The 16,473-nt window shown below is 67.4% G+C and carries 15 protein-coding genes; 7 read left to right on the top strand and 8 right to left on the bottom strand.

Annotated elements, in window-relative coordinates; genetic code table 11:
* Nucleotide 1: 1 nt before the first annotated feature.
* Nucleotides 2-1,057, top strand: a complete 1,056-nt coding sequence (locus tag FAS41_RS20140) for an AI-2E family transporter (protein WP_138525210.1) — start codon at nt 2-4, stop codon at nt 1,055-1,057.
* 303 nt (nt 1,058-1,360) lie between these two features.
* On the opposite strand, the gene FAS41_RS20135 is transcribed toward FAS41_RS20140, so the two are convergent.
* The 5 genes from FAS41_RS20135 to FAS41_RS20115 form a co-directional block, all read right to left on the bottom strand.
* Nucleotides 1,361-2,641 (bottom strand): CynX/NimT family MFS transporter, encoded by a 1,281-nt coding sequence (locus FAS41_RS20135; protein ID WP_138525209.1) that lies wholly within the window; start codon nt 2,639-2,641, stop codon nt 1,361-1,363.
* Nucleotides 2,642-2,702: 61 nt separating this feature from the next.
* On the bottom strand, nt 2,703-3,350 hold the full coding sequence (locus FAS41_RS20130; protein WP_138525208.1) for a FadR/GntR family transcriptional regulator: 648 nt from the start codon (nt 3,348-3,350) through the stop codon (nt 2,703-2,705).
* A 123-nt stretch (nt 3,351-3,473) separates the two neighbouring features.
* Nucleotides 3,474-4,259, bottom strand: a complete 786-nt coding sequence (gene xopAW, locus FAS41_RS20125; protein WP_138525207.1) for an EF-hand domain-containing protein — start codon at nt 4,257-4,259, stop codon at nt 3,474-3,476.
* Between the two features lie 108 nt (nt 4,260-4,367).
* Nucleotides 4,368-5,498: a sensor histidine kinase gene (locus tag FAS41_RS20120; protein ID WP_138525206.1), complete on the bottom strand. Its 1,131-nt coding sequence runs from the start codon at nt 5,496-5,498 to the stop codon at nt 4,368-4,370.
* Nucleotides 5,479-6,234, bottom strand: coding sequence for a response regulator (locus FAS41_RS20115; protein WP_081520662.1), 756 nt, complete (start codon nt 6,232-6,234; stop codon nt 5,479-5,481). Before FAS41_RS20115 ends, FAS41_RS20120 begins: the two co-directional genes overlap by 20 nt.
* Nucleotides 6,235-6,555: 321 nt before the next feature.
* On the opposite strand from FAS41_RS20115, the gene kdpF reads away from it, so the two are divergent.
* The 6 genes from kdpF (at nt 6,556) to FAS41_RS20080 (ending at nt 14,716) form a co-directional block, all read left to right on the top strand.
* Nucleotides 6,556-6,645, top strand: coding sequence for a K(+)-transporting ATPase subunit F (gene kdpF / locus FAS41_RS20105; protein ID WP_009618573.1), 90 nt, complete (start codon nt 6,556-6,558; stop codon nt 6,643-6,645).
* An 8-nt stretch (nt 6,646-6,653) separates the two neighbouring features.
* Nucleotides 6,654-8,348 carry a potassium-transporting ATPase subunit KdpA gene (gene kdpA / locus FAS41_RS20100; RefSeq protein WP_138525204.1) on the top strand — a complete coding sequence of 565 codons (1,695 nt, stop codon included), beginning with the start codon at nt 6,654-6,656 and terminating at the stop codon, nt 8,346-8,348.
* A 10-nt stretch (nt 8,349-8,358) separates the two neighbouring features.
* On the top strand, nt 8,359-10,419 hold the full coding sequence (gene kdpB / locus FAS41_RS20095) for a potassium-transporting ATPase subunit KdpB (RefSeq protein WP_138525203.1): 2,061 nt from the start codon (nt 8,359-8,361) through the stop codon (nt 10,417-10,419).
* Nucleotides 10,420-10,622: 203 nt separating this feature from the next.
* The gene (gene kdpC, locus FAS41_RS20090; protein ID WP_138525202.1) at nt 10,623-11,171 is read left to right on the top strand and encodes a potassium-transporting ATPase subunit KdpC; all 549 of its coding nucleotides are present in this window, start codon (nt 10,623-10,625) and stop codon (nt 11,169-11,171) included.
* 154 nt (nt 11,172-11,325) lie between these two features.
* A complete protein-coding gene (locus FAS41_RS20085; RefSeq protein ID WP_138525201.1) occupies nt 11,326-13,983 on the top strand; it encodes a sensor histidine kinase in 2,658 nt (885 codons plus the stop codon).
* A gap of 40 nt (nt 13,984-14,023) precedes the next feature.
* A complete protein-coding gene (locus FAS41_RS20080; RefSeq protein WP_026078833.1) occupies nt 14,024-14,716 on the top strand; it encodes a response regulator in 693 nt (230 codons plus the stop codon).
* A 72-nt stretch (nt 14,717-14,788) separates the two neighbouring features.
* Here FAS41_RS20080 and FAS41_RS20075 read toward each other — a convergent pair whose 3' ends face one another.
* From FAS41_RS20075 to FAS41_RS20065, 3 genes are all read right to left on the bottom strand, one after another.
* The gene (locus FAS41_RS20075; RefSeq protein WP_138525200.1) at nt 14,789-15,115 is read right to left on the bottom strand and encodes a type II toxin-antitoxin system RelE/ParE family toxin; all 327 of its coding nucleotides are present in this window, start codon (nt 15,113-15,115) and stop codon (nt 14,789-14,791) included.
* The gene (locus tag FAS41_RS20070) at nt 15,112-15,348 is read right to left on the bottom strand and encodes a type II toxin-antitoxin system ParD family antitoxin (protein WP_017517363.1); all 237 of its coding nucleotides are present in this window, start codon (nt 15,346-15,348) and stop codon (nt 15,112-15,114) included. Before FAS41_RS20070 ends, FAS41_RS20075 begins: the two co-directional genes overlap by 4 nt.
* A gap of 79 nt (nt 15,349-15,427) precedes the next feature.
* Nucleotides 15,428-16,465: a patatin-like phospholipase family protein gene (locus tag FAS41_RS20065; protein ID WP_138525199.1), complete on the bottom strand. Its 1,038-nt coding sequence runs from the start codon at nt 16,463-16,465 to the stop codon at nt 15,428-15,430.
* Nucleotides 16,466-16,473: the final 8 nt, after the last annotated feature.

Here is a 16,473-nt window from a genome sequence, read left to right as displayed (position 1 = left end):
GATGTTCGACAATGATCGCCTGTTGCTGCGCCTGCTGCTGCTCGGCCTGCTGGGCGCGAGTATCTGGGTGCTGTTGCCGTTCTGGTCGGCACTGGTCTGGGCCGCCGTGCTGGCTTTCGCCAGTTGGCCGCTGATGCGCCTGCTCACGCAACTGCTGGGCGGCCGCGAAGCCGCGGCGGCGGGTGTGCTGACCCTGTGCTGGATCGTGCTGGTGGCGCTGCCGCTGGTGTGGTTGGGCTTCGGCCTGGTGGACCGGGTGCGCGAAGGCGTCGAGCTGGTGAAGAACCTGCAGGTTTCCGGGCTGCCGCCGCCGCCGGAGTGGATGGCGCGCGTACCGCTGGTGGGCGACCGTCTGATCGGTTGGTGGTACCAGGCTGACCAGCAGGGTGTGGCGATGTTCTCCGCACTCAAGCCGTACATGGGCGAAGTGGGCAACTGGGCCCTGGCGCGCAGCGCGAAGTTGGGCGCGGGCATCTTCGAGCTGGTGCTCAGCCTGGTGCTGATCTTCTTCTTCTACCGCGACGGCCTGCGCCTGCAGGCCTTTGCCCACGGCGTGCTGGAACGCCTGATCGGCGAGTCCGCGCAGCAGTACATGGACATCATCGCCGGCACGGTACAGCGGGTGGTCAATGGCGTGATCGGTACGGCGGCCGCCCAGGCCGTGCTCGCCACCATCGGCTTCCTCATCGCCGGCGTCCCCGGCGCATTCCTGCTGGGGTTGCTGACCTTCATCTGCAGCCTGCTGATGGTGCCACCGCTGATCTGGGGGCCGGCCGTGCTCTGGCTGTTCTATCAGGAGAGCTATGGCTATGCGGTGTTCATGGCGATCTGGGGCTTCTTCGTCATCAGCGGCGTGGACAATATCTTGAAGCCTTACCTGATCAGCCGCGGCGGCAACCTGCCGCTGGTGGTGGTGCTGCTGGGCGTGCTCGGCGGGTTGCTCAGCTTCGGCTTCATCGGCCTGTTCCTCGGCCCGGTGCTGCTGGCGGTGGTGTACAACCTGGTCAGCGCCTGGGTGGCCAGTTCACACCGGCCGCCGCCTCCGCCGGTGGTTTGATGGTTAGGAGCGGGGTTTTGCTCTCTCCCCAGCCCTCTCCCTGAAGGGAGAGGGAGCCGTTCGGCGCAAGGTTTTTCTACGGATTTAGCCGGCTGGATTCGAGCTTTCAAAGCGCAGTAGACAGTCCCCTCTCCCTTCAGGGAGAGGGTTCAGCCGGCCATTCCGGTGTCCATCGTAAGCGCTGTTCGCGAGCAAGCTCGCTCCTACAATAAAGCTCCGGCGTCGGGCCAATAACCCGGAACGGGGTATCCGCCGCCATGGCGGATAACGCCTGAGGCGTTATCCGCCCTACGGATCAGCGAATCAGACGTGCTCGCTCTTCACCTGCACCAGCTTGTCCCGCCCGGCGCCCAGGCCGAATACGATCCCCGCCACCGTCACCACCACGAAGATCACCCCGGTCGCTGCCCAGCCGCCAGTGACGTCATGCACCACGCCGACCAGGAAGGGGCCGCAGGCGGCCAGGGTGTAGCCCACGCCCTGGGCCATGCCGGAAAGGTTGGAGGCGACGTGGGCGTCCGGTGAGCGCAGCACGATCAGCGCCAGGGCGATGCTGAAGGTGCCGCCCTGGCCGAGGCCGAGCACCACCGCCCAGCCCCAGATGCCTGACAGCGGCGCGAACAGCAGGCCGAGCAGGCCGGCCAGGGTCAGGCCCATGACGATCACCACGGCGATACGCTGGTCCTTGCCTCGGGTCGCCAGCCAGGGCGCGGCCAGGGCGCTGAACAGCTGCACCATCACCGAGCCGGAGAGCACCAGCCCGGCTTCCACCGCGCTCAGGCCACGGTCGATGAGGATCGACGGCACCCAGCCGAAGACGATGTAGGCCAGCGACGATTGCAGGCCCATGTACAGGGTCACCTGCCAGGCCAGCGGGTCGCGCCACAGCCCCTTCACCTTGTACACCGCGCGGTGCGCGTGGTGGTTCTGGCGGGTCTGCGGCAGCCAGATCACCGCCGCGACCACGGCCGGGATCGCCCAGAACGCCAGCGCCAATTGCCAGCTGTTGTCCATCAGCTTTGCCAGCGGCACCGTGGAGCCGGCGGCAGTAGCGGCCCCCAGGCACAGGGCCATGGTGTAGACGCCGGTCATGGTCCCGGCGATGTGCGGGAAGTCGCGCTTGACGATGCCCGGCAGCAGCACGCCGATGATGCCGATGCTGGCGCCGGCCACCAGGCTGCCGAGGAACAGGCCGGCGACCGGGAACAGGCTGCGCAGGACGATGCCGCCGGCCAGGGTGAAGAGGATCAGCAGCACGGTGCGCTCGGCGCCCAGGCGGCGTGCGAGCATCGGCGCCAGCGGAGCGAACAGGCCCAGGCAGAGCACCGGCAGGGTCGTCAGCAGGCCGGCGGCGGCGGCGGACAGGCCGGTGCCGTCACGCACGGTATTGAGCAGCGGCGACAGGCTGGACAGCGCCGGGCGCAGGTTGATTGCCACCAGCACCAGGCCCAGCAGCAACAGCCAGGTGCGCTGCGGGCGGGGCGCGGCTTCGGGCGTGCCGTCGTCTTCGGCGTCGATCAGCAGTTCTTCGGGCGGGCAGGACACCTTGTGCTCGGTGTCTTTCGGGTCATTGGGCAAGGACATGGTGGGCATTCCAGGGCAGCAAGGCACAAAGGCAGTAAGCGTTCGTAGAAGTCAATCGGAGTCAGATCAGCAGCGCACGGTTCGCTTTCGCGGCCGCGTCGGCGTCGCCACGGGCGATGGCATCCACCAGTTCGCGGTGCAATTCGAAGCTGGGTTGCGGCCGGCTCGGGTCGCCGATGGTGCGTTCCAGGCCGGCGCGGATCACCTGGGAGAAGTAGCGATACAGCTCGCTGAGCACCGGATTGTGGGCGCTGTCCACCACGCGCTGGTGAAAGGCCAGGTCGTGGGCGATGTACTCATCCAGCACGCCGCCGTGATGGACGGCGGAGGCCTCCAGCGCTTCGCGCAGGGCAGCGAGGTCGGCTTCGCTGCGGCGCTCGGCGGCCAACCGGCTGGCTTCCACCTCGATGATGCCGCGCGCTTCCAGCGCCTGCTCTACCGAGCTGCGGGCCAGCACCAGCATGGTGTCCAGCGGGTTGGCGCAGGCGCGCACATAGGTGCCGTCGCCCTGGCGCACTTCCAGCACGCCGGAGAAGGTCAGCACGCGTACTGCTTCACGCACGGTATTGCGGCTGATACCGAGGGACTCGGCCAGCTCGGGCTCCGGCGGCAGGCGCTGGCCCAATGGCCAGGTGCCGTCGTCGATACGCAGGTGGATCTGCTCGAGGGCGATGTCCACCAGCGAGCGCTTTTGAAGGGGACTTGGCATGGAAACATCCAATCATCGGATGAATTTGTGAAGACCAAGCCTAGGGCAGAATCAGGGAGAGATGCAAACGGGGGATGACCGCCGGAACGGGGGGCGTTCCGGCAGCCAGATTCACTGCCCGGATCAGGCGGCGATGTTCACCAGGCTACCGCTGGTAGCCTGGAGCGCGGTGACCTCGCTGCTCTGGTACTGCTTGAGCAGGTTGGCCACCAGTTTCTGGTAGGCGGCGCCGGTGTTGGCGCTGGTCGAGGACGTGCTGGAGGCGGTGGTCGTGGAGCTGTCCGAGGAACTGCCGGAGGAGTCACTGGACGAACCACTGGAAGCCGAAGGTGGCGGGGGCGGCGGTGGGCCGTCGCCACGCTGCGCCTGCATAGCACTGGAGAGCTCGTCGCTGCTGATGGAGCCGCTGCCGTCGGCGTCGAGCTGGCTGAACAGCTCGCTCAGGCGCTCGCTGTCGTCGCTGCTGCCCAGGGCGGAGAGTTCATCGCTGCTGATACTGCCGTCGCCGTCGCTGTCCAGGGCGCTGATCAGGTCTGCGGCGGAGTCGTCCATACCCATGCCGCCCATGTCGCCGGGTGGCGGGGGAGGCGGGGGCATGGCCGCCGACAGTTCGTCCTGGGAGATGCCGCCGCTGCTGTCGCTGTCCAGCTCGCTGAGCAGGGCGTCGATGTCGATGTCACTGCTGTCCGAGTCGTCGCTGGACGACAGCGCGCTGGTCAGTTCGTCCTTGCTGATGCTGCCGTCGCCATCGCTGTCGATGGACTTGAACAGGTCTTCCTGGAATTTCGCCGCACCCTGGGAACCGCCAGTGCTACCGCTCTGCGCGGCGGTAGTGCTGCTGGCGGTCTGGGTCCGGGCGAGCGAGCTGGTGTAGTAGCTCGCATAGCTGCTGCTCACGCCGCTGATCATGGGAGAGTCTCCGTGGTTGCCGAAGCGGAGGGTTCTCCGCTGATGACAGCCTCGGGCCTGCCTGTGTCGCGGGTTTGTGCGCTTTGTTTGCTGGCGGCTACAACGGCGTTACGCCGTTGTGCTTCTGGGCAGGCGTAGCACGGCAGTGGCGCCGCCACCGGGGGTTTCCTCGAAGTACAGGTCACCGCCCTGGCGCCGTGCGGCATCGCGGGCAATCGCCAGGCCCAGGCCGACCCCACCGGAGTTGCGGTTGCGCGAACCTTCCAGGCGGAAGAAGGGTTCGAACACCTGTTCGCGCAGCTCGGCGGGAATGCCGGGGCCGTGGTCGCGCACGCGGATTTCCAGTTCGCGAGTGCCGTCGCGCAGTTCGATGCTGACATCACCGGCGTAGCGCAGGGCATTGTCCAGCAGGTTGTTCAGGCACGAGCGCAGCGCCATGGGCTGGACCTTGAGCGGTGCGCAGAAGCCTTCCACGCCGACATCGGCGCCACGTTCGCAGGCGTCCTCGGCGAGCGAGTCGGCCAATGCCTTCACGTCGAACCACTGCAGCGGCTCGGTGGCACGCTCCTGCTGCAGGTAGTGCAGGGTGGAGTCGAGCATGCTGATCATCTCGGCCAGGTCCTGGCTGATGCGGGTGCGCAGCTGCGGGTTGTCGACTTCCTCGACGCGCAGGCGCAGGCGCGACAGCGGGGTGCGCAGGTCATGGGACACCGCTACCAGCATGCGGCTGCGCTGCTGCACCTGTTCGCGGATGCGCTCGCGCATGCGGTTGAAGGCGTGGGCGGCCTGGCGTGCTTCGCGCGGGCCGGTTTCCGGCAGGGGCGGGCTGTCCAGGTCCTCGGAGAGGCGCAGTGCGGCATCGCCCATGTGTTGTACCGGGCGGGCCAGCAGGCGCGCGCCGACATAGGCGGCGAGGATCAGCGTCAGCAACTGGAAGGCGAACGGAACGCTCCAGAACGGCAGGCGCGGGCCGGGTGGTGGCGGCGGACGCATGCCCTCGGGGCCTGCCGGGAAGCCTTGCGGCGGCGGGCCGCGCTCGAACCCTTGCTCCGAAGGCGGCGGTGGGGGCGGTGGCTCGTGTCGCGGGCCGTAATGATGGAACCAGACGAAGGCCAGCAGGTGCGCGACCACGATGGCCAGCAGGAATACCCCGAACAGCCGGGCGAACAGGCTGTCGGCGCGCTGCAGGGGTTTTTCCTTCGCGCGCTCGGGCGCGGAGTCAGGCGATATCGCGGACATCGAACAGGTACCCTTCGCCGCGCACGGTCTTGATCAGCCGGGGCGAGCGCGGGTCGTCGCCGAGCTTCTGCCGCAGGCGTGAGACCAGCAGGTCGATGCTGCGGTCGAAGGCCTCGATGGTGCGACCACGGGCGGCGTCCAGCAGCAGTTCACGGTTGAGCACCCGCCGTGGGCGTTCGAGGAACACCCAGAGCAGGCGAAATTCGGCGTTGGACAGCGGCACTACCAGGCCATCCGGCGCATGCAGCTGGCGCAGGACGCTATCCAGACGCCACTGGTCGAAGCGTACCTGGGCGCGCGGTTCGCCGCGGGCACCTTCCTCGCTGGTGAGGCTGGTGCCGCGCACGCGGCGCAGGATGGTCTGGATACGCGCCACCAGTTCGCGTGGCTCGAAGGGCTTGGCCATGTAGTCGTCGGCGCCCAGCTCCAGGCCAATGATGCGGTCCGCCGGCTCGCAGCGTGCGGTCAGCATGAGGATCGGGATGTCCGACTCGGCACGCAGGTAGCGGCACAGGGACAGGCCGTCTTCGCCGGGCAGCATCAGGTCCAGCACCACCACGTCGAAACTTTCGTTTTCCAGCGCGCGGCGCATTTCGACGCCGTCGGCGACGCCGTGGGTCTCGATGTTGAAGCGCGCGAGGTAGCCGCAGAGCAGTTCGCGGATCGGCTCGTCGTCATCCACCAGCAGAGCGCGGGTAGTCCAGCGGCGTGGGTCGTCGGTCGTGGTCGGGTACATGAAGAAACCTGTCGCGGGAAAACGTGGGGCAGGATGGCCAGGGGCCGCCAGGGGCATGCGACGTTCGCATGCTAACCCGTCATCGCGTGCGCGGGCCATGGTCGGCGAGGCTGCGGTGCGAGGGTGTCGCCAGCGTGTCCGCTCTGTATCGGCCTCGATACAAAGTCTGCCGATCACCGCGCCAGAGCGGTTTTTTACGCTTTCTTTATGCCGCTCGCCGGGGGCGGGAATCGCTCCTTTACGCGCTCCTTGCGGAAAATTTCCGTCAAGCGGCAACGGCCGCCCAAGCGATGGAGTCGCCCGCGTGAGGAGAGAGAAATCATGAGCGTGCTCGACGGTGTGTCACTGGTCCTGGCCACGGGACTGTTCATCTACCTGCTGGTGGCGCTGCTGCGCGCCGACCGTTCCTAGGAGTGGCCATGAACAGCCATGACGTATTGCTGATCGTTGCCTTCCTGGCGCTGGTGCTGGTGCCGGCGCCTTTCCTCGGGCGCTTCTACTACAAGGTGATGGAGGGGCAGCGCACCTTCCTCAGCCCCCTGTTCCTGCCGGTGGAACGGGCGATTTATCGCGCGTGCGGCATCCACCCCGAGGAAGAGCAGAACTGGAAGAGCTACACCCTGGCCCTGCTGGCGTTCAACCTGGTGGGGCTGGTGCTGCTGTTCGCTATCCTCGTGCTCCAGGGCCTGCTGCCGCTCAACCCGCAGCACCTGCCGGGCCTGGAGTGGACGCTGGCGTTCAACACCGCAGTGAGTTTCGTCACCAACACCAACTGGCAGGCCTACAGCGGTGAAGCCTCGCTCAGCTACCTGAGCCAGATGCTCGGCCTGACCGTGCAGAACTTCGTCAGCGCCGCCGTCGGCCTGGCCGTGCTGGTGGCGTTGGCCCGTGGCATCTCGCGCAAGTCGACGAACAACCTGGGCAACTTCTGGGTCGACCTGACCCGCGCCACCCTCTACGGGCTGCTCCCGCTGTGTCTGATCCTGGCGCTGCTGCTGGTCTGGCAGGGCGTGCCGCAGACCTTCCTCGACTACGCCCATGCGCTGACCGTGCAGGGCGCCGACCAGTCCATCCCGCTGGGCCCGGCGGCCAGCCAGATCGCCATCAAGCAGCTGGGCACCAACGGCGGCGGCTTCTTCGGTGTGAACTCGGCGCATCCGTTCGAGAACCCGACCATCTGGAGCAACCTGTTCGAGGTCGTGTCGATCATCCTGATCCCCGCCGCGCTGGTGTTCACCTTCGGCCATTACGTGAAGGACCTGCGCCAGAGCCGCGCCATCCTCGGCTGCATGCTGGTGCTGTTCGCCCTGGGCCTGGGCGCCTCGCTGTGGGCCGAGTACCAGCCCAACCCGGCGCTCAGCGCGCTGCCGGTGGAGCAGGTCGCGCCGCTGGAAGGCAAGGAGAGCCGTTTCGGCACTACCGCCAGCGTGCTCTGGGCGGTGACCACCACGGCCGCTTCGAACGGCTCGGTGAACGCCATGCATGACAGCCTCAACCCGCTGTCGGGCATGGTGGCGATGCTCAACATGATGGTCGGCGAAGTGATCTTCGGCGGCGTTGGCGCGGGCCTCTACGGCATGTTGCTGTTCGTCCTGGTGGCGGTTTTCCTTGCCGGGCTGATGGTCGGACGCACCCCGGAATACCTCGGCAAGAAACTCGAAGCCCGCGAAGTCCGCCTGCTGGTGGCGACCCTGCTGGTGATGCCGGTCGGCGTGCTGGTGCTTGGCGCCATCGCCGCCAGCCTGCCTGGCCCGGCCGCCTCGGTGAGCAACCCCGGCGCGCACGGTTTCAGCCAGTTGCTTTACGCCTACACCTCGGGCACCGCGAACAACGGCTCGGCCTTCGGTGGCTTTAGCGCCAACACGCCGTTCCACAACCTGATGATCGCCCTGGCCATGCTGATCGGCCGCTTCGGCTACATCCTCCCGGTGCTGGCGATCGCCGGCAGCCTGGCGGCGAAGAAGGCCACACCCGTAGGCCCCAACAGCTTCCCGACCCACGGCCTGCTGTTCGTCAGCCTGCTGACCGCCACCATCCTGCTGGTGGGCGGCCTGAACTTCCTGCCGACGCTGGTGCTGGGCCCGGTGGCCGATCACCTGACGCTCGGTTTCTGAGGAACCTGCAATGAACGCTAAAACCCAGGAACTGGCCTTGAACAAGGCCGTCGAGAAACGCCCGACCACCGCGCTGTCCGCCCTGTGGAAGCCGGCGCTGCTGCAGGCCTTCGTCAAGCTCGACCCGCGCCAGTTGCAACGCTCGCCGGTGATGCTGGTGGTGGCCCTGACCGCCGTGCTGACCACTGTGCTTTGCGTGGTCGGTGGTGAAGCTGTACCGACCTTCGTTGCCGTGCAGATCGCCGTGTGGCTCTGGTTCACCGTGCTCTTCGCCAACTTCGCCGAGGCCCTCGCCGAGGGCCGTGGCAAGGCCCGCGCCGACAGCCTCAAGGCTGGCACCCAGGGCTTGCAGGCGATGCGTCGCACGGCCAGCGGCAATTTCGAGAAAGTCGCCGCCAGCAGCCTGCGCAAGGGGGATGTGGTGCGCGTCGAAGCCGGCGAGCTGATCCCCGGCGACGGCGAGGTGATCGAAGGCGTGGCGGCGGTCAACGAAGCCGCCATCACCGGCGAATCCGCGCCGGTGATCCGCGAGTCCGGCGGCGACCGCTCGGCCGTGACCGGTAACACCCGGCTGGTCTCCGACTGGCTGCTGGTAAAGATCACCGCCAACCCCGGCGAATCCACCCTCGACCGGATGATCGCCCTGGTGGAAGGCGCCAAGCGCCAGAAGACCCCCAACGAAGTGGCGCTGGACATCCTGCTGATCGGCCTGACGCTGATCTTCCTGCTGGTGGTCGTCACCCTGAAGCCCTTCGCCCTGTTCGCCGGCGGCAACCTGCCGCTGGTGTTCCTGGTGGCGCTGCTGGTGACGCTGATCCCCACCACCATCGGTGGCCTGCTCTCGGCCATCGGCATCGCCGGCATGGACCGCCTGGTGCGCCTGAATGTCATCGCCAAGTCCGGCCGCGCCGTGGAAGCGGCGGGGGACGTGCACGTGCTGATGCTCGACAAGACCGGCACCATCACCTTCGGCAACCGTCGTTGCAGTGCGCTGCACACTGCCCCCGGCGTACAGCCGCTGGAGCTGGCCGAAGGCGCCTTCCTTGCCTCGCTGGCTGACGACACGCCGGAAGGCAAGTCCATCGTCGAGTTCCTCCGCGCGCAGATCATCCTGCCGGAGCCGGACCGCAACCGCGTGACCCCGGTGGCCTTCACTGCCGAGACGCGCCTGTCGGGCATCAACATCGACGGTCACGTGTACCGCAAGGGCGCGGTGGACGCCGCACTGGCCTTCGTCGGCATGGACCGTGCGCAGATGCCCGAAAGCCTGGCCAAGGAGATCGAGCGCATCGCCCAGAGCGGCGGCACGCCGCTGCTGGTGGTGGCCGACGGCAAACTGCTGGGTGCCATCCACCTGAAGGACGTGGTCAAGCCGGGCATCCGCGAACGCTTCGCCGAGCTACGCCGCATGGGCATCCGTACCGTGATGGTGACCGGCGACAACCCGTTGACCGCCGCCGCCATCGCCGCCGAAGCGGGCGTGGACGACGTGATCGCCGAAGCCACGCCGGAGAAGAAACTGGCGCGTATCCGCCAGGAGCAGGGCGAGGGCCGCATGGTTGCCATGTGCGGCGATGGCGCCAACGACGCTCCCGCTCTGGCCCAGGCCGACGTCGGCATGGCCATGAACGACGGCACCCAGGCCGCCCGCGAGGCCGCCAACCTGGTGGACCTGGACAGCGACCCGACCAAGCTGCTGGACGTGGTGCAGGTGGGCAAGGAGCTGCTGGTGACCCGCGGTGCGCTGACTACGTTCTCGGTAGCCAACGACGTGGCCAAGTATTTCGCCATCCTCCCCGCGCTGTTCGCCGGTATCTACCCGCAACTGGGCGTGCTCAACGTGATGAAGCTGGCCAGCCCGCAGAGCGCCATCCTCTCGGCCATCGTATTCAACGCGCTGATCATCGTTGCGCTGATCCCCCTGGCCCTGCGTGGCGTGCGCGTGCAGGCCAGCGACGCCTCGCAGCTGCTGCGGCGCAACCTGCTGATCTACGGCGTGGGCGGGCTGGTGGCGCCGTTCGTGGGGATCAAGGTGATCGACATGATCCTCGTTGCCATCGGCCTCGCCTGACTGCTCTTCGTAGGAGCGAGCTTGCTCGCGAACCGCCCCAACACCAGCGCAGCCGGGAAACGCATTCGCGAGCAAGCTCGCTCCTACAGGTGCGGCCTGACGCCGAGCCGGCCGGACACGCCAAACAACTCCCTCTCCCTTCAGGGAGAGGGCGGGGGAGAGGGTAACCGGCCCTGCTCCCGACCCAACAGAGGAACACCAACATGCTCAACCAACTCCGCCCCGCCATTGCCTCGCTGGTCCTGCTCAGCGCCGTCACCGGCGTCGCCTATCCGCTGGCCGTCACCGGCATCGCCCAGGTGGCCTTCCACGACCAGGCCAACGGCAGCCTGGTGCGCGACGACCAGGGCAACGTCCGGGGTTCCGCCCTGATCGCGCAGAAATTCGACGGCGCCCAGTGGTTCCACTCGCGCCCCTCGGCGGGCGACTTCGCCACCGTCTCCAGCAGCGCCAGCAACCTCGCGCCCGGCAACCCAGCGTTGGCCGAACGCATCGCCAAGGATGCCGCCGCCCAGCAGATCGGTGCGCAGCCGGTGCCGCTGGCGCTGGTCACCACCTCCGGTAGCGGCCTGGACCCGCAGTTGCCGCCCGCCGCCGCGTTGTACCAGGTGCCGCGTATCGCCCTGGAACGCGGCGTACCGGCGGCGAGCCTGGAGAAACTGGTGGAAGCCAACACCGAACGTCCGCTGATCGGCCCCGCCGTGGTCAATGTGCTGGCGTTGAACATGGCCCTGGCCAGCCTGCCTCGCTAGACTCCAGCGCCAGAGCCGTCCAGGCCGGTGCGCGAAGTCGCCGACCTGCAGCGGACAGCTCCCTCTCCCTCTGGGAGAGGGTTGGGGTGAGGGGCTTTTCCCGCACTCCGGCAACCTGTGAAACGAGCGCCCGAAGCGCTCCGAGGATAGCCCCATGACCGACCCCAACCGCGCCGACGCCCTGCTGGCTGACCTGCCCCCCATGGGCCGTGGCCGCCTCAAGGTATTCCTCGGCGCCGCGCCGGGGGTCGGCAAGACCTACGCCATGCTGCTGGCCGCCCAGAGCCAGCTGCGCCAGGGCGTGAAGCTGCGCGTCGGCGTTGTCGAAACCCACGGCCGCGCCGAGACCGAAGCCTTGCTCGCCGGCCTGCCGCAGCAAGCGCTCAAGCGTTCCGTGTACCGGGGCATCACCTTGGAGGAAATGGACCTCGACGGCCTGCTGGCCGACCCGCCGACGCTGGCGCTGGTGGACGAACTGGCCCACAGCAACGCCCCCGGCAGCCGCCACGCCAAGCGCTGGCAGGACATCCAGGAGCTGCTCTCGGCCGGCATCGACGTGTACACCACGGTCAACGTCCAGCACCTGGAAAGTCTCAACGATCATGTCCGCGACATCACCGGCGTACAGGTGCGCGAAACCGTACCCGACTGGGTGCTGCAGGAGGCCTTCGAACTGCTGTTGGTGGACCTGCCGCCGCGCGAATTGCTGGAGCGCCTGCGCGAGGGCAAGGTCTATGTGCCCGAGCAGGCCCGCGCCGCCATCGACGCCTTCTTCAGCCAGACCAACCTCACCGCGCTGCGCGAGTTGGCCATGCAGACCGCCGCCGCACGGGTGGATGCCGACCTTGCCCATCGCTACCGCCAGCAGGGCGGCGAAGCACCGGCCGTGCGCGGACGCCTGCTGGTCGGCGTGGATGGCGAGCACAACGCCGAGCGCCTGGTGCGCCACGCTTGCCGCGTGGCCGAGCGCCGGCACCTGCCCTGGTCGCTGGTGCATGTGGATACGGGCGATGCGCGCAGCGAAGAGTCGCGCATGCAGTTGCAGAACGCCCAGCAACTGGCCGAGCGCCTGGGGGGCGACGTGGTCGAACTGCGCGGCGGAGAGGTCGCACGAACCCTGGTCGAACATGCCAAGGAACGTCGCGCCACACTGCTGCTGGTCGGCCGCTCGCGGCAGCGCTGGTATCGCCAGCTGTTCGGCGGCGGGCTCGCCGCGCGCCTGCTGCGCCTGGGCGACGGCCTGGAGATCAGCGTGCTCGATAGCGAGGCCGACCTCGCGCCGCTCAAGGCTCGCCCGCAAACGCCGTGGCCCTGGGGCAACTACGCGCTGGCCGCGCTGGCCGCCGGCTGCGCCAGTGCCCTGGCCTGGGCGGTGGCCAGCGTGCTGGAGCTGCCGAACATTTCCCTAGTGTTCCTCGCCGCCGTATTGCTGGTAGCGGTGCGCAGCAGCCTCGGTCCGGCGCTGGCCTGCGCGGTGCTGTCGTTCCTGGCCTATGACTTCCTGTTCATCCCGCCGCACTTCTCCTTCTCCATCCAGCGCGAAGAGGACGTGCTGACCCTGCTGTTCTTCCTGCTCATGGCCGGCCTCACCGGCAACCTCGCGGCCCGTCAGCGCCGGCAATTGCAGGCGCTGCGCGAGACGCAGGAAGAGACCAGCCAGATGCTCGACCTGTCGCGCAAGCTCACCGCCGCCACCGACCGCCAGGCCGTGATGGCGGCAGCCGCCCAGCAGTTGAGCGGCTGGGAAGAGCTGGACATCTGCCTGCTCGGCCGGGTCAATGGCGAGTGGAAGCTCGAGGGTGGGCTGAACCGTCCGCTGGAAGACCAGGAGCGCGCCGCCGCCGACTGGGCCTGGCAGCACGACCAGCCCGCCGGCCTGGGCACTGGCACGCTGCCGGGCGGGCGCTGGTGGTGGTGGCCGCTGTCCGGCGAAGACGGCCCGCTGGCGCTGCTCGGCGTCAGCCCAAGCGATTCGCAACCTTTGTCCGGGTCGCGTCGTCGCCTGCTGGCCGCCCTCGGCCAGCCGCTGGCGCAGGCGCTGGCCCGCGCCCGACTGGCCGAAGACCTGGAAGCCGCGCGCCTGCACGGCGAAACCGAACAATTGCGCAGCGCGCTGCTGGCCTCGGTCAGTCATGACCTGCGCACGCCACTGACCTCCATGCGTGGCGCCATCGACAGCCTGCTGGCCCTGGGCGACGCGATCCCGCCGCCGGATCGCCGCGAGCTGCTGGAAAGCACTCGCGACGAGGCCGAACGCCTGGACCGCTACATTCAGAACCTGCTGGACATGACCCGCCTGGGCCATGGCGGCCTGAAGCTGTCGCGCGACTGGGTATCGCCCGGCGACATCGTCGGCAGTGCGCTCAATCGCCTGCGTGCCGTGGTTGCCCCGTATCGCGTGGAAACCCGCGTACCGCCGGAACTGCCGCTGCTCTATGTGCACGCCGCGCTGATCGAGCAGGCGCTGGTCAATGTGCTGGAAAACGCCGCGCGCTTCTCGCCGCCGCAAGGCCGCCTACGGGTGGCGGTGGAGCAGGGTGATGACGAGTTGCGCTTCCTGGTCAGCGACGAAGGGCCGGGCATTCCGCCGGCCGAGCGCGAGAAGATCTTCGACATGTTCTACACCGCCGCGCGCGGTGATCGCGGCGGGCAGGGGACCGGGCTGGGCCTGGCGATCTGCCAGGGCATGGTCGGTGCCCACGGCGGGCGGATCACCGTCGAAGATGGCATCGACGGGCGTGGCACCACCCTCGTGCTGCACCTGCCGCTGCAACAACAGCCGGATCTGGAGCAGCTTGATGCTGCTGTCTGAAAGGCTCAAGCTGGACGCCCCCAGCCAGACCGGACTGCCGATGAACGCCAGCGCCGCCACCATCCTGGTCGTCGACGACGAACCGCAGATCCGCAAGTTCCTCCGCATCAGCCTCAGCGCTGGCGGCTACAAGGTGCTGGAGGCCGGCACCGGCGAAGAGGGCCTGGCCCAGGCCGCGCTGGGCCGCCCGGACCTGGTGGTGCTCGACCTCGGCCTGCCGGACAAGGACGGCCAGGACGTGCTGCGCGAACTGCGCGAGTGGTCGCAGGTGCCGGTGCTGGTGCTCTCGGTGCGCGCCAGCGAAAGCGAGAAGGTGCTGGCGCTGGACAGCGGCGCCAACGACTACGTGACCAAGCCCTTCGGTATCCAGGAGTTCCTCGCGCGCATCCGTGTGCTGCTGCGCCAGGGGGCGAGCGGCGAGACGCAGGAAGCGGTGGTTGCGGTCGGCCCGCTGAGCGTGGATTTCTCCTACCGCCGCGTGCTGCTCGATGGCGAAGAAGTCTCGCTGACCCGCAAGGAGTACGCGGTGCTTTCGACTCTGGCGCGACATATCGGCCGGGTGGTTACCCAGCAGCAACTGCTCAAGGACATCTGGGGGCCGACGCACACCGAGGACACGCATTACCTGCGGGTGGTCGTTGGTCATCTCCGCCAAAAGCTTGCTGACGACCCGGCGACACCGCGATTCATCGTGACCGAAGCCGGCGTCGGCTACCGTTTGCGCGAGGCCTGACCTCGCGCATTCCTCTGCTGCGCGGGCAATGCCCACGATCGCGCCCATGGGGCGCTCCTACGAGTTGCGACATTAGCCTTCGTTGGTCAGCAGCCAGTCGGCGATATCCCGTTTGCCATTAAGCACTCGCCAGACATCGATGTCGTCGGCTCGCTCAATGAAGAACACCAAGTGTGGATAGCGTTTCAGAGGCCTACTGCGCAGGCCTGGAATGTTCAGTTCGTGGGCATATCGCGAAGAGGCTGCTGAGGGGTTTCGTGCAATCAACTGATAGGCGCGTTGTAGCTCGTCAATGAAGCCGAAGGCGGCCTTCTCGCCACCTTCGCTCAGATAGTATTCCAAGGACTCTGCGACATCCCGCCGGGCTATGGCCCGGGGTCTGACCGGGCGAGCTTTCACGAATCGCGCCTGCGCACGCGGTCACGCAGCGCTTCGAAGTAACCATCATCCACGGCTTCGCCTGGCTCGGATGCAGCACCGGCCAGAAGTAGCTCACGCAGGTGCTGGCGGTCCTGGTCCTTGCGGATCAGCTCGCGTACATATTCGCTACTGGTACCGTAGCCGCGTTGGCTGACCTGATCATCGACGAAGCCTTTCAATGCTTCAGGCAGGGAAATATTCATCGTGCTCATGCCGGCTCTCTTGGAAATGGCAAAATTTGCCAAAGCATACGCCGTTTACCTCGCGTGGCAAAAGCCTTCCGCTGGTCGGTCAATACGGATTCTCCGCCTCATACCGATCCAGCGTATCGCTGGCGATCTGCCGGCCGAGGGCGATGAGTTCGGGGGCTTTGTAGAATTCGAAGAAGCGGCACACGCGCTTGGGCACGTTGATCAGGATGTCCGGCGGGTAACCGGCGATCTTGTATTGCGCCAGCGACGTCTGCATCACCTCGAAGCTCTGGTTCACCAGTTCCAGCAGCGAGGCCGGGCTGCTGCTGTCGATTACGTGGCTGCCGGTGGCCGAGCGTGGCGAGCCCTTGGCCTGTGGGGCGGCGGCGGGTTGCTGCATTTCCGGTTCGGCGGGTTCTTCGGAGGCGGCCGGCACCGGGTGCAGCAGGGCGTCGGCGATCAGCTCGGGTGGCGGCTCGACGTCGCCGCGGCGGAAGAAGCTCAGCTTGTTCGACAACCCGGAGATCACTGAATCGAAACGGCCCTTGAGCGCCGGCGGGCGTTCGATCACCGGTAGCGAGTACTGGCGCTGGTTGGTGGCGTTGAGGTTGACCGCGACGATGAGGTCGGCGTGGGTCGAGACCACCGGGACGATCGGCAGCGGGTTGAGCAGGCCGCCGTCCACCAGCATGCGGGTGCCCTGCATGACCGGGGTGAACAGGCTGGGGATCGCCGCCGAGGCGCGCATGGCCTGGTGCAGGCAGCCTTCCTGGAACCAGATTTCCTGCTGGTTGGTGAGGTCGGTGGCCACGGCCGTGTAGGGGATCGGCAGCTGTTCGATGTCGATCTCGCCGAGAATTTCGTGGATCTTGCCGAATACTCGCTCGCCGCGGATGGCGCCGAGACGGAAGCTGACGTCGAGCAGGCGCAGCACATCGAGGTAGTCCAGGCTTTCCACCCAGTCGCGGTACTCGCCCAGCTTGCCAGCGGCGTAGATACCGCCGATCACCGCGCCCATGGAGCAGCCGGCGATACACACCACTTCATAGCCGCGCCGTTCGATCTCCTCGATCACTCCGATATGCGCATAACCGCGCGCGCCGCCGGAACCGAGTACCAGCGCGATCTGTTTTGACATAGGGCAAC

The sequence above is a fragment of the Pseudomonas nicosulfuronedens genome (genome assembly GCF_005877905.1).
GTDB classification, from domain to species: Bacteria; Pseudomonadota; Gammaproteobacteria; order Pseudomonadales; family Pseudomonadaceae; genus Pseudomonas; species Pseudomonas nicosulfuronedens.
Note: the sequence above shows the minus strand (reverse complement) of the source record. Positions and strands in the feature narration are given on the sequence as shown.

What these genes read in the sequence shown, in the direction of transcription:
- FAS41_RS20140 (WP_138525210.1), top strand. Translation starts at nt 2, where the DNA reads ATGTTCGACAATGATCGCCTGTTGCTGCGCCTGCTGCTGCTCGGCCTG.
- FAS41_RS20135 (WP_138525209.1), bottom strand. Translation starts at nt 2,641, where the DNA reads ATGTCCTTGCCCAATGACCCGAAAGACACCGAGCACAAGGTGTCCTGC.
- FAS41_RS20130 (WP_138525208.1), bottom strand. Translation starts at nt 3,350, where the DNA reads ATGCCAAGTCCCCTTCAAAAGCGCTCGCTGGTGGACATCGCCCTCGAG.
- xopAW (WP_138525207.1), bottom strand. Translation starts at nt 4,259, where the DNA reads ATGATCAGCGGCGTGAGCAGCAGCTATGCGAGCTACTACACCAGCTCG.
- FAS41_RS20120 (WP_138525206.1), bottom strand. Translation starts at nt 5,498, where the DNA reads ATGTCCGCGATATCGCCTGACTCCGCGCCCGAGCGCGCGAAGGAAAAA.
- FAS41_RS20115 (WP_081520662.1), bottom strand. Translation starts at nt 6,234, where the DNA reads ATGTACCCGACCACGACCGACGACCCACGCCGCTGGACTACCCGCGCT.
- kdpF (WP_009618573.1), top strand. Translation starts at nt 6,556, where the DNA reads ATGAGCGTGCTCGACGGTGTGTCACTGGTCCTGGCCACGGGACTGTTC.
- kdpA (WP_138525204.1), top strand. Translation starts at nt 6,654, where the DNA reads ATGAACAGCCATGACGTATTGCTGATCGTTGCCTTCCTGGCGCTGGTG.
- kdpB (WP_138525203.1), top strand. Translation starts at nt 8,359, where the DNA reads ATGAACGCTAAAACCCAGGAACTGGCCTTGAACAAGGCCGTCGAGAAA.
- kdpC (WP_138525202.1), top strand. Translation starts at nt 10,623, where the DNA reads ATGCTCAACCAACTCCGCCCCGCCATTGCCTCGCTGGTCCTGCTCAGC.
- FAS41_RS20085 (WP_138525201.1), top strand. Translation starts at nt 11,326, where the DNA reads ATGACCGACCCCAACCGCGCCGACGCCCTGCTGGCTGACCTGCCCCCC.
- FAS41_RS20080 (WP_026078833.1), top strand. Translation starts at nt 14,024, where the DNA reads ATGAACGCCAGCGCCGCCACCATCCTGGTCGTCGACGACGAACCGCAG.
- FAS41_RS20070 (WP_017517363.1), bottom strand. Translation starts at nt 15,348, where the DNA reads ATGAGCACGATGAATATTTCCCTGCCTGAAGCATTGAAAGGCTTCGTC.
- FAS41_RS20065 (WP_138525199.1), bottom strand. Translation starts at nt 16,465, where the DNA reads ATGTCAAAACAGATCGCGCTGGTACTCGGTTCCGGCGGCGCGCGCGGT.